Annotated in this window: 9 protein-coding genes; 1 reads left to right on the forward strand and 8 read right to left on the reverse strand. The window is 40.2% G+C overall.

From position 1 onward, the window contains the following. Positions 1-92: 92 nt before the first annotated feature. The 3 genes from AC2TFD_RS16320 to AC2TFD_RS16330 all read right to left on the reverse strand — a co-directional run bounded on the left by AC2TFD_RS16320 (position 93) and on the right by AC2TFD_RS16330 (position 4,039). Positions 93-1,013, reverse strand: coding sequence for a DUF1002 domain-containing protein (locus tag AC2TFD_RS16320; protein WP_420489207.1), 921 nt, complete (start codon positions 1,011-1,013; stop codon positions 93-95). 119 nt (positions 1,014-1,132) lie between these two features. Then, entirely contained in the window at positions 1,133-2,317 is a 1,185-nt protein-coding gene (locus tag AC2TFD_RS16325) for an MFS transporter (protein ID WP_484673583.1), read from the reverse strand. A 174-nt stretch (positions 2,318-2,491) separates the two neighbouring features. Beyond that, on the reverse strand, positions 2,492-4,039 hold the full coding sequence (locus AC2TFD_RS16330; protein WP_335569345.1) for an NAD(P)H-hydrate dehydratase: 1,548 nt from the start codon (positions 4,037-4,039) through the stop codon (positions 2,492-2,494). Positions 4,040-4,128: 89 nt separating this feature from the next. Between AC2TFD_RS16330 and AC2TFD_RS16335 the strand changes: the two genes are divergently transcribed. After that, complete coding sequence (locus tag AC2TFD_RS16335; protein ID WP_335520239.1) at positions 4,129-5,118, forward strand: NADPH:quinone oxidoreductase family protein; 990 nt, start codon at positions 4,129-4,131, stop codon at positions 5,116-5,118. A 59-nt stretch (positions 5,119-5,177) separates the two neighbouring features. Here the strand turns inward: AC2TFD_RS16335 and AC2TFD_RS16340 are convergent, their stop codons facing one another. From AC2TFD_RS16340 to AC2TFD_RS16360, 5 genes are all read right to left on the reverse strand, one after another. Then, a complete protein-coding gene (locus AC2TFD_RS16340) occupies positions 5,178-5,963 on the reverse strand; it encodes an IclR family transcriptional regulator (RefSeq protein ID WP_335520242.1) in 786 nt (261 codons plus the stop codon). A 95-nt stretch (positions 5,964-6,058) separates the two neighbouring features. Continuing rightward, entirely contained in the window at positions 6,059-8,236 is a 2,178-nt protein-coding gene (locus AC2TFD_RS16345; protein ID WP_484673584.1) for a malate synthase G, read from the reverse strand. A 27-nt stretch (positions 8,237-8,263) separates the two neighbouring features. Further along, positions 8,264-9,709, reverse strand: coding sequence for an FAD-linked oxidase C-terminal domain-containing protein (locus tag AC2TFD_RS16350; RefSeq protein WP_335513683.1), 1,446 nt, complete (start codon positions 9,707-9,709; stop codon positions 8,264-8,266). Next, complete coding sequence (locus AC2TFD_RS16355) at positions 9,690-11,051, reverse strand: (Fe-S)-binding protein (protein WP_335513685.1); 1,362 nt, start codon at positions 11,049-11,051, stop codon at positions 9,690-9,692. Before AC2TFD_RS16355 ends, AC2TFD_RS16350 begins: the two co-directional genes overlap by 20 nt. 1 nt (position 11,052) lies before the next feature. Then, positions 11,053-12,369 (reverse strand): FAD-binding oxidoreductase, encoded by a 1,317-nt coding sequence (locus tag AC2TFD_RS16360; protein ID WP_335513687.1) that lies wholly within the window; start codon positions 12,367-12,369, stop codon positions 11,053-11,055. Positions 12,370-12,510 lie beyond the last annotated feature (141 nt).

Genomic DNA, 12,510 nt, shown 5'->3' on the forward strand with positions numbered 1-12,510 from the left:
TCTGGGGATTTTTATATAGTCCTGCGGTCATTCCTCGTGATTTATCAATAATTTTTTATAAAAATAGCCCAGTCAAGTGACTGAGCGTTATATTATGCAAAAATACTTTTGATACTAGCAATCAATTCTCTAAAGAAATCTGCTACTTTTTGTAAAAAATTCTGGTCTCCTACTGCTTCTTCAATTCTTTGCTGGATATCTTGGGTAAGATTTTCAAGCTGTGATTTAACATTTTCAAAATTAATATTTAAATCTCTCATTTTTTCAAACAAATCAATTAAGAGCTGACGATCTTCAGGACTTAGACTTATTTCTAGTGTTTTTAACTTGTCATCAATAAGAGCAGCTAATTCTTCTTTCGTGGCTGGATTTTGCTCTGCTATGTCCTTTTTTATTTCCGTCAAAAGTTCACTCACTTTATCTTGATTTAATCCTTCTTTTTTAGCCAAATCAGTAGCCAAATTCAATTCCTCATTGGCAACCTCTGTCCGCTCTAAATTGAGGGTTGCACCATTACCTTCATCATACGCCTTATAGATTCCAACTAAGGCAGAGTGGCCGCTGACTTTTACCGGCGAAGCAACATCTACAACTGCGTCCTGAATCCCCGCAGTCAATAAGGCATTGGCATACATCTCATTGGTGACCTCTGTAATATTTTCAGGGGTGACCTGATTAATGACTAGCCCCTCGCCTGAATCCTTTCTAGTAATTTTAGCCGAGGAGTACATATTTGAGTGACGGTCACCTTTAATATACTTGACTAAGTCTTGACCACTAACCGTAATCTCTTTCACTTTGCTCGTGTCAGTTACTTTTAAAAGCTTTCTCACTTCATCTTTTTGTGCAGCAGACAGTGCTTCCCCGTAAACGACAATTGGCAGTCCAAACTTTTCATTGATGCTCTCTTCCTTATTACCACTACTGTCGGCAAATGCCTTACTTGTACTACTGACGGACACTATTAATGCAAATAGAATTGTAATTGAAATCACTTTATAAAAATACTTCAAATAAATCACTCCTAATCAAATTTCTTAGCTGCTTAATTAAAAGACGAAAAAACAGGCTAATTAGTTTCAACTAGATCAAAGCATGTTTTAAATAGTAAAACCACCCCGTAGGATGGCTCCTAATTCTTAAAAAAGCCTTGAATACTTTTCAAATAGTATAAGAAAAATAGGCAGGATATCGCTCCTAAAAACATGAACCCTGAAACGGTTGAGAAACTTGATGAAATCATACCAAAGCCTATTCCAACTGTAAAGGTTACGATGCTCTCGATCAATGATTGAATTGACTCAATTGTGGCTCGAATTTCCGAATTCCCATGGTGGTGAAGATAACCATTTACGACTGGATCTATCACCCCACTAGCAAAAAAAATGAGTATGATACTGATTAAGCCGATTATACCTGGATATATAGCAGACATGAAAAAGCAAACAGTGGTGATTCCAAGTATAAAGAGAAAAATTGATTGTACTTTGAAATAGGTAAGCAGGTAAGGTGCAAGTAAGTTTCCTAGAATTCTGGCGAGCGAAATACAGGCTGAAAATAATCCAAAAAATAGAACAGAGAAGCCAATCTCATTTAAATATAACTGCCAAAACTCATCTAAATACGTAATACAGGCAGCAATACCCATCGCATGCGCTATAATAGAAACTACCTTTGGATTGGTTTTATAGAAGGAGATGGATTTTCGGACATAAACCATAAAAAACCCCTCATTTTTTCCCATCTTCTTTTGATAACTTTTCCTTTGTGGTTCCTCTAATTGGATTGTAAGGACCAATGCTAGGAACATACTTACTGCTGAAACAATATAGTTAAATTCAAAACCTAAATATTTTGCCATAACACTTCCAGATAGGGCTGCAAGTAATGATGCGATAAAATCAAGTGAATTCATTCTGCTAACAATTTTTTCAAAGGATTTTTGCTTTTTGACTGTTAAAAGTGACTCATATAGAAGTGCATTCCATGCACCACTTGTACAGGCGCTCGAAATGCCCGCTAAAAAAACAACCAAAGCAAATGTCCAAAAATTAAAGGCAAACAGCAAAATAATAAATTCAAACATCGATAACACGGATCCAAAAACAATGAGCGTTTTTCTACCAAATCTATCAGCAAAAACACCTGTCGGGATTTCAAATATGACTATGCTGACGGCATAAATGATTTCACAAAGTATCACCATCAAAACTGTCATACCCCGTTGCTCCCAAAACAACCTTTCGATTACATATGCAGGGATAAGGTTATGAAAAAATATAATTAGGTAGAGCTTCTTTACGTTTTTTACCATCATCCAGTTGAGTCCTCCTTTTTCTCTTTTTTTTAAGAGGATTATAGGAGGTGGACGGATGGTCTTCTTTTTAGATTAACAAGGGGGTCTCACTAAATACATACTATCAACTCCAAATTTTTTTTACCTTTTTCTATTTTAGTTCAAGGTATTGAAATTAGTACATAAATAATAATGCTAACTTTCTTTTAAGAGCCTCTTCACCCCATCGATGATATCAAAAGGCATTACGCCATAGTGGGATAATTCTTTGGCTCTCTCTTCACCTGCACGAGCATGTAAATAGCTTGCAGAAATAAGCGCATGTATTGGAGCAGCTCCCTGAGCTAGAAAAGAAGCAATGAGCCCAGTTAAGATATCACCACTCCCGCCTTTTCCAAGCGCATCATGACCATGTGGGTTTATGTATAGCTCTCCCGTTGGCTCAGCGATAATAGAACGATGTCCTTTTAAAAGTAAATAGATGGCATGCTCCTTGGCAAATTGACTCGCGATTTCTAGTCGGTTTGCTTCTACTTCTTTCACCGAAACATTTAGCAGCTTTGACATTTCTCCTGGATGAGGAGTCATGATTACCTTACCCTTATAATTCCTCAGCAGGTCCATTTGGTTTCGAATTAGGTTTAGAGCGTCTGCGTCAATGACAACAGGTTGATCGGTCAGATGAGAAAATAATGCTTTCATCCACTCTTCTCCGTTTGGAAATCTGCTTATTCCTGGCCCAACTGCTACACAATCAAATTGACCAAGCAACGGTGCGAGTTCAACGATTGCCTCTTCCGAAAAATGCCCATTCTCATCAGACAAAGGCAGTAATAAAGATTCAGGATTTTGTGCAGCAACCATTGGATAAATAGTTTCTGGAATGGCCAGGGTTGCTAATCCTACTCCGGATTGCAATGCAGACTTTGCCGAAAAGATTGGAGCACCGATATATTGCCGGGAACCGCCTAAGATAAGCGCATGACCGAAGGTTCCCTTATGACCATGCTTTGGCCGGATTGGAATAGCAGCCTTTGCCAGCTGTTCGGTAATAAGCCTAGGCAATTCTAGTCCTAATTTTTCAACAATCGAAGGCGGCACAGAAATGTCTACTGCCTTCCACTCACCAACATATTGAGGACCATCATTTAGAAAGAAGCCTTTCTTGGGGAACACAAAGGTAATCGTCTTTGAGGCTTTGACAGCTTCCCCCTCAACCCTACCAGTATCGCTACTAACCCCTGATGGAATATCAACTGAAATAATGAGTTTCTTTCCTTCAAATGAATTGACCATGGAAATCACATTCTTTAAAGGTTCTCGAACTGGACCGTTTACACCCGTTCCTAGAATGGCGTCAATTATAATGTCTGCCTGACTTAATTCATCCTGAAGGGTTTCAAAGTTATTTTTTTGAAGTTGAATTAGCGGTAAACCTCTATTCAGGTAAACATCTAAATGAATTTTAGCATCGCCTTTTATTCGAACAGGATCAACTAATAGCCACAGCTGTGGATGTAATCCATGATCAAATAGCCTGCGTGTAATGACGAAACCATCACCGCCATTATTGCCGCCACCTGCCAAAACAATCACTCTCGGATTGCTGCTCTCAGCGCTTTTGAGTATTTCTTCGACTACTCTTGCCCCCGCATTTTCCATTAACACTGCCCCGGGTAAGCCAATTCTTTCAATGGTAAATTGATCCATTTTCTTCATTTCCTTTTGCCCTGCTGCAAACATGAACATCACTCCAGTTTAGAGTTCTATACTTTCATAATAATGTAGTATGATGGAAATGGAAATTTATTAATTATAAGGAGGTCTTTCTATTGAGTGGGGATTTCAGAGCCTTAGTCGTTGATAAGTTAGAAAATGATTTTACAGTCGGGATTAAAAATATCACTTTTGATGATTTACCAGCTGGCGAGGTATTAATTAATGTTGCCTATTCTAGTGTTAATTACAAAGACGGCTTAGCCAGTATTCCTGAAGGGAAAATCGTTAGGTCCTACCCATTTGTAGCAGGGATTGATTTAGCAGGTGTGGTTGTTTCTTCAAAAGACCCCCGCTTCTCAGAGGGAGATCACGTCATTGCAACCAGTTATGAAATTGGAGTTTCCCATTATGGCGGTTACAGTGAATATGCACGTATTCCTGCCGATTGGATTGTACCTTTACCTGAAAACCTTTCTTTAAGAGAAGCAATGATCTATGGAACCGCCGGGTTAACCGCAGCTCTTTCGGTACAAAGACTTGAAGAAAACGGGCTCTCTCCTGAAAAAGGTAAAGTGCTGGTTACTGGGGCTACTGGCGGCGTAGGAAGTATTGCCGTTGCTATCCTGGCAAAACGAGGCTACGATGTTACCGCAAGTACAGGAAAAGAAAGTGAACATGATTATTTACATAAACTTGGTGCAAAAGAGGTTGTTTCTCGGGATGAAGTTTATAACGGAAAGGTCAAAGCTTTAGATAAACAGCTTTGGGCTGGTTGTGTCGACCCGGTTGGCGGAGAGTCACTCGCAGCTATATTAAGTAAAATCCACTATAATGGTTCAGTGGCAGTAAGTGGATTAACGGGTGGGGGAAGCGTTCCTACGACTGTGTTTCCGTTCATCCTCCGCGGTATCAATCTACTAGGGATTGATTCTGTCAACTGTCCAATGGAAGTCCGTAAGAAGCTTTGGCAGCGAATGGCCAGTGATTTTAAACCAGAAGTGATAGATTCCATTTCCAAAGAAATAAGCTTAGCAGAACTGCCAGCGACTCTCCCACTCATTTTACAAGGGCGTGCAATAGGTCGATTTATCGTAAAAATGTAAATGAAAGCCGCAAAACTGTCTAAAGTTTTGCGGCTTTTTTTTGCTGATTCCCAATTTCCTTATTTTTCAATTTGAACAGATACTGGATACCCAAGTCTCGCAGATATTTTCTGGCCAGTTTGAATCATTATCGGTCCGAGTTGGTTTAACCTCTCTGTTGTCATTCTTGTCGTTGGACCAGATATACTGACAGCCGCCGCCACATTTCCTAAATGGTCAAAAACAGGCGCAGCAATACAGGTAATACCATACTCATTCTCTTCTAAGTCTAATGCATAACCTCTTTTTTTTATTTGTTTAAGTTCCCGCAGGAATTCTTCCCTTGAAATAATGGTATGGTCGGTATGATAGGGCATACCTCTTCGGTCAAGGATGCCTAAAACATCACTTTTAGGTAAATGAGAAAGTATCGCTTTCCCGACGGACGTACAATGCATAGGAGCTCTTTTCCCAACCTTTGAATGAGTTCTTAAGGTTTCATTTCCCTCTAATTTCTCAATATACACGACTTCTCCCTGGTCATAGACCACAAGATGAATCACTTCATTGGTCATATTTTCGAGTTCTTGGAGAAATGGCTTCGCTTCAGTTCTTAGATCAATGGATTCTAAGAGCTTTGAGCTAATATCCAAAAACTTATATCCTAGCTTGTATTTCCCGGTATCAGGATCCTGTTCGATATAGCCATATTGAACAAGTGTGGACAGTGTTCTAAAAACCGAGCTTTTATTGATATCAATCTGATTCGCAATCTCTGTTACACCGAGACCTCCCTTTTTCATACCAACAAGCGCGATCATATCCAGCGCCCTGCTCACGGACTTTACCACATTATCTCTTTGCAAACTTTCCCACCTCTTTAATAAGGCATTTTGAATAAAATGCCTTGCCACATCTTTGTTAGGGCATTTACTAAATAAATGCACTGAATACATCTAGATTAGGCTCGAACTGAATATTTGGCTTTAGCCTCGAGACGCCGGCTATGCAAGATTGGCTCTGTATATCCACTTGGCTGGTCGTAGCCCTTAAATACTAGATCACACGCTGCCTGGTATGCCACCGACTCGTCAAAGTTAGCAGCCATTGGTCTGTATGCAGGATCCCCAGCATTTTGGTCATCTACCACCTTTGCCATTCTTTCCAGCGTTTTTAGCACTTGTTCTTTCGTGCAAATACCATGAAGCAGCCAATTCGCGACGTGCTGGCTGGAAATACGAAGGGTGGCTCGGTCTTCCATGAGCGCAATATTATTTATATCGGGTACCTTTGAGCAGCCGATACCCTGTTCTACCCACCTTACGACATAGCCAAGTATTCCTTGAGCATTATTATCAAGCTCGGCTTGTATCTCTTCTGGACTCCAATTTGGTTGGTCAGAAACAGGAATTTGTAAAATATCATCACGTAAATCAGAAATCCTGCTTAGAAGGTTATTTTGTACTTCCTTTACATTTATTTGATGGTAGTGCAGAGCATGAAGGGTTGCTGCTGTTGGCGATGGAACCCATGCTGTATTTCCTCCGGCCAATAAATGTCCTACTTTTTGCTCAAGCATGCTCTTCATTAAATCAGGCATTGCCCACATTCCTTTGCCGATTTGGGCACGTCCTTGGAAACCTGTTAAAAGACCATTGTTTACATTAGAATTTTCATAGCTTTGCAGCCAAAGCGTTGATTTCATCTCATTTTTTCGAATCATGGCACCTGCCTCCATCGACGTGTGCATTTCATCACCCGTCCGGTCCAGGAATCCTGTGTTAATAAATACAACACGATCTTGTACTTCCTTGATACAGGCTTTTAAATTTAATGATGTTCGACGTTCCTCATCCATTACCCCAATTTTCAGGGTGTTTCTAGCTAACCCAAGTAAATCCTCTGTCCTATTAAACAACTCATTTGCAAATGCTGTCTCTTCCGGACCATGCATTTTTGGCTTTACAATATAGATTGAGCCGTTTGCTGAATTTTTGAATGAGGTGTTTCCGATTAAGGAATGTTTTGCACACAGAGAGGTAACGACAGCGTCGATAATCCCCTCTTGTACTTCATTCCCTTTTCCATCAAGAATGGCGTTATTGGACATCAAATGACCGACATTTCGAACAAGCATTAAAGCACGTCCAGGTAAGGTGAAATTACTTCCTTTAGGTGAAATGTAACTGCGGTCAGGATTAAGTGTCCGTGTTAATGTTTTATTTCCTTTTGTAAAGGTTGCTTGCAGGCTGCCTTTATTTAAGCCTAACCAATTTCTATACACGAGAACTTTATCCTGTGCGTCAACTGCGGCAACAGAATCCTCGCAATCCATAATCGAAGTAAGAGCCGATTCTAGGAGAATATCTTTTATACCTGCAGCATCTGTTTTTCCGATTGGATGACTTCGGTCAATTTGGATTTCAAAATAGTTATCATTATTTTTCAACAGGACACTTGAGGGCTGACTAGGCTGACCTTGAAACCCAACAAATTTTTCTTCATTTTTTAATGTAGTGCTGTGTCCATTCTGTAAGGTAATCACTAAACTGCCTTGCTCAATGGTATATCTTTTTGCCTCTTTATGTGTTCCAACCCGTAAAGGTACCGCTCCATCAAGAAAATTCCTAGCAAATGCAATGACTTTCTCGCCGCGAACTGGATTGTATCCACCTTGGTTTTGTGCGCCGCCTTCATCACTAATAACATCTGTTCCGTATAAAGCATCGTACAAGCTTCCCCACCGGGCATTTGCAGCATTAATGGCATAACGGGCATTATCAACTGGTACAACTAGTTGGGGACCTGCTTTTAGGGCAATTTCATCATCTGCTCCTTCAGTAGAAATTCTAAAATCCTCCGGTTCAGGCTGTAAATAGCCGATTTCTTCTAAAAAGGCTTTATATTTTGTAAAATTGAAATCTTTATTTTCCCGGTGCCATTGATTAATTTTTGTTTGTAGTTCATCCCTTTTAGCTAGTAATTCCTTATTTCTGGGGGTCAAGTCCCTGATGATTCTTTCAAACCCTGACCAAAACGTATCCTGGTCCACTTGGCTTCCTGGCAATGCTTCAGAATTAATAAATTCATATAATTCACCTGCAACCTGTAAATTTCCTACATTTACATAATTTCTCATTAAACATCCTCCTAATATATTTGTTTTTTATGCTTTGTTTTCATTTTTTATTTCCATGCAGCGCCCAGGTGTTGGAAAGAGTTTACCAGCATTTAATAGATTATCAGGATTAAAGACCTCCCGAATGTTGGTTTGGGCAAGTATTTCTCTTTCATTAAAAACAAACCGCATTTCTTCACGCTTTTCTATACCAACCCCATGTTCACCAGTGATTGTACCGCCAACCTCTGCGCATGCCTTCAAACATAAGCTTCCAGCTTCTAATGCTTTTTCGATTTCTCCCGGTTTTCGGGCATCAAATAAAACAAGTGGATGCAGATTTCCATCTCCGGCATGAAAAATATTCGCAATCCGCAAACCAGATTTTTCACTAATTTGGGTAATTTGCTTCAGTACCTGTGGAAGTTTGCTCCTCGGAATAACCCCATCCTGTACTAAATAATCAGGTGAAATGGCACCCATCGCTCCAAATCCTGTTTTACGATTGGCCCACCACCTTCCTCTCTCAGCTTCATCCTTGGCTGCACGGACTTCACGAACCTTATTTTTTCTACAAACTTCCAAAATCTCGTTGATTTGTTCCTGTATGCCAGCGGCAATGCCGTCTACTTCAATGAGTAAAACAGCTTCTATATCCTTTGGGTGTCCGACTGGGAAAGCAGCAGCTTCCACAGCCTCAATTGCTGTTTTATCCATCATTTCTAGTGCTGCCGGAACAATTCCTGCTGAGATAATATCAGAAACAGCCTTGCTTCCATCTTCAACCCTATCAAAATACGCAAGAACCGTCTGTTTTCCTTCTGGATTTTTTAAAATACGTACAGTTATTTTCGTGACAATTCCCAGCGTTCCTTCAGAACCAGTTAAGATTCCAAGTAAATCATATCCAGGTTCATCCAAAACACCATTCCTGCCTATTTCAATAATCTCTCCATTTGGAAGGACTACTTCTAGACCGAGTATATGGTTCGTGGTGACTCCATATTTCAAACAATGGGCCCCGCCTGCGTTTTCTGCTACATTCCCTCCAATTGTGCAGCAATATTGACTTGAAGGATCAGGAGCATAGTAATATCCTCTATCCGAAATGGAGTTTGTTAGTTTAAGATTGACGAAGCCTGGTTCTACCACCGCTCTCCGATTTTCAAGGTCAACACTGATAAGCTTTTTCATGCGCACCATACTTATGATGACTTCCCCATTAACAGGTATGGCCCCGCCGCTCAAGCCAGTTCCAGCACCACGAGCCAGAAATGGGAGATTGTGAACAGAGCAGTATTTTACTAGTTTGGAAACTTCCTCGGTATTTTTCGGGAAAACAACAGCCTTAGGTAAATGCTTATGAATTGTAAACCCATCGCAATCATATGCGAGTAGGTCTGCTTTTTTATATAAGATGGAACGTGGACCGCCTGCGATTGCTGCGAGATTGATAATATGCTTGTCAGTGGTATCAATCTTTATGACGGACATGATTATCATCCCCTTTTTCTTTTTGGTAGGCCCAGTCAAGAAGCTGAATGGTGTGGACAATCTTCTGGCTTCTTCCATATTTTTTCACACCTAATGCCATTTGCAGCATGCAGCCGGGGTTCCCCATTGAAATCATTTCAACATCATCTGGAACATTTTCCATTTTACTTTTGAGAACGTCATCGGCCATTTCAGGATGGGTAATATTATAGATTCCCGCACTCCCGCAGCAGCGGTCTGCATTTGGCATGTGTATCATTTCTACTCCCGGAATATCAAGAAGTATGTCACGAGGTTCCTGTCTCACACCCTGACCATGTGCCAAATGACAGGCATCATGATAGGTGATTCGAGTATTAATGGCTGACTTTGGTTTTTCATAGCCGGTGTCGTGCAAATATTTAGATATATCTACTACCTTCTCTTCGAATTCCTCCGCTCGTTTCTTCCATTCTGGTTCATCACGGAATAATTCTGCATATTCCTTCATCATGCACCCGCACCCAGCAGCATTCACGATAACCGTATCTGCATTTTCAAAAGCTTCGATATTCTGCTTTGCAAGCTTTCTGCCCATGTCTCGATCACCAGCATGAACATGCAATGCCCCGCAGCAGGTTTGATTTGTCGGAATGCTCACGTCATTTCCATTCCGAGTGAGAACATTGATCGTAGATTCATTGATATCGCTAAAAAAAACATCCATAACGCAGCCTGTCAGCATCGCCACTTCATGCTTGGTTTCACCTTGAGCTTTAATAATTGAACCATTATTTTTGCGAACAGCCCCTTTGACTTCGGGCATGATGGATTCCATTTCAATTAAATGCTGTGGCATGATATTGATTAGCTTTGTTTTACGGACAGCCTTTTGCAATCCACTCCGTTGGTATAACCGTAACAAACCGCCCAAAGTACGTAAGCGATTATGATGTGGGAACACACCATGAAGAAAGAACTTGTTAACAGTTCTCTTCCAGCCTTTGAGCGGGAGTGCCTGACGAATTTGTCCTCGTGCTTCCTCAATTAGCCCGCCAACATCAACATCAACTGGGCATGCAGTGGTACAGGCACGGCAGTCAAGACAGGAAAAAACTGGATTTGCAAATTGTTCATCAACATTTAACTTTCCTTCTGCGACTGCTTTTATGAGATATACACGCCCTCGTGGTGAATGCTGTTCCTCCCCCGTTTGTTCATATGTAGGACAAGATTCCAAACACATTCCGCAATGAACACAATCTGCCCACTTTTTTTCCTGCGGCGGATCACGCCATAGATAATTACCTAAAGTGGATGTGCATAGAGGATCTTGCGGTACTTGACTTTCCTTCACACGCATGTTAAATCCCCCCAACATAACGACTCTTATTAAGGATTGTGTTGGTATCAATTTTTTGTTTAATTCCTTCAAAAAGAAAATGAGATGCAGTTTTTTCTCCCCATACATTTATTTTTTTACGGAGGGAGAATGGAAGGTGCTTTACTACAGCAAATCCACCATGTGTAGTCACATTTTTTCTTATTTGTTGAATAGCAGTTAATAAATCATCATTTGCTCCGCGAATGGTCATGTAACATATGCCCGTTCCTAGGCCTCCATGTGCTTCAATGGATACATGACAGATATCACCGATATGCTCTGCTTCTTGCAATATTTTGATGATATCCAAGTTGACAACGCCGATTTTTAGAACTGCCTCTTGTGTGGTTACGTTTGTAATCCCATTGGGTTGTAAGTTATAAAATTTATCCCAGAAGGATTTTGCTTCATTTTTTGTTAGGGACCTTAGTGTGGTTTTATCAGGGACAATACTTTTGAGGATATTTTCTTGATAGTCTAATGAGCTTTTTACATCTTCAAACGCAATAAGCAAAGTATATTGATTTTTGTTTGTCAATTTCAAAGCAAGGGATGGGTTTAACAGCTCGAAGCTGATAGGTTCAAGCATAGAATCAAGCACCTTTACAGCAAATGCTCGAATCTCTTCAACATTACTTTCTGAAAAAGATACAAAACAAATAGATTCACATTTAGCAATTGGCCGCAGCTTTAGGGTCACTTGTGTTGCAACACCGAGCGTTCCCATTGCTCCTATAAACAATTTATTCATATCATATCCAGCAACATTTTTTACCACTTTTCCACCTGAACGAATCAGGGTTCCATCAGGATAAACCATCCTGAGGCCAATAACATTGTCTCTGGCTGCCCCATATCCCAGCCTTTTTGGACCGCTATCATTAGCTGAAACAATCCCACCAATCGTCGCATGCTCTGGAATGAAAGGATCTAGTGGAACTTTTTGCTTGTACGGTTCTAAATAGTTTTGAATTTCTTGAAAGGAGGTACCGGCTTTTACCGTCAATGTCATATCACCAGGATTATGCTCAACGATTCCAGTATATTGAGCAAGTGATAATAGAATGTCTGCTTTTTCTAGAAGTCCGCCATACCCTCTTTTTGTCCCTCCTCCCATAATGAAAACGGAGTGGTTATGGATGTTGGCATACTCTAAAACAGCTGAAATTTCTTGTTCTGTTTTTGGGAAAATTGTTACTCTGCCAGAATTCCCAAGTGGATGATGCTGATCTTCATCACTGATCTGTATGTCTTTTAAATACGTCATCAATTCAGTTAGACTTTCGTCTGTAATCAATCACTTCACCTCGATTTGTTGCGTGATAACAAACAGTGTTTCTGTTTTATGATAAAAAAATCTACCCCTTAATTTTATTTTCCTTTGCGCTAATTGTCAATTAATTTAGAAAATTTAAAAATAAACAGCAGCCCCATATGT

The organism is Neobacillus sp. plas4 (assembly GCF_057221695.1).

What these genes read in the sequence shown, in the direction of transcription:
- AC2TFD_RS16325 (WP_484673583.1), bottom strand. Translation starts at nt 2,317, where the DNA reads ATGATGGTAAAAAACGTAAAGAAGCTCTACCTAATTATATTTTTTCAT.
- AC2TFD_RS16330 (WP_335569345.1), bottom strand. Translation starts at nt 4,039, where the DNA reads ATGTTTGCAGCAGGGCAAAAGGAAATGAAGAAAATGGATCAATTTACC.
- AC2TFD_RS16345 (WP_484673584.1), bottom strand. Translation starts at nt 8,236, where the DNA reads ATGAGAAATTATGTAAATGTAGGAAATTTACAGGTTGCAGGTGAATTA.
- AC2TFD_RS16350 (WP_335513683.1), bottom strand. Translation starts at nt 9,709, where the DNA reads ATGTCCGTCATAAAGATTGATACCACTGACAAGCATATTATCAATCTC.
- AC2TFD_RS16355 (WP_335513685.1), bottom strand. Translation starts at nt 11,051, where the DNA reads ATGCGTGTGAAGGAAAGTCAAGTACCGCAAGATCCTCTATGCACATCC.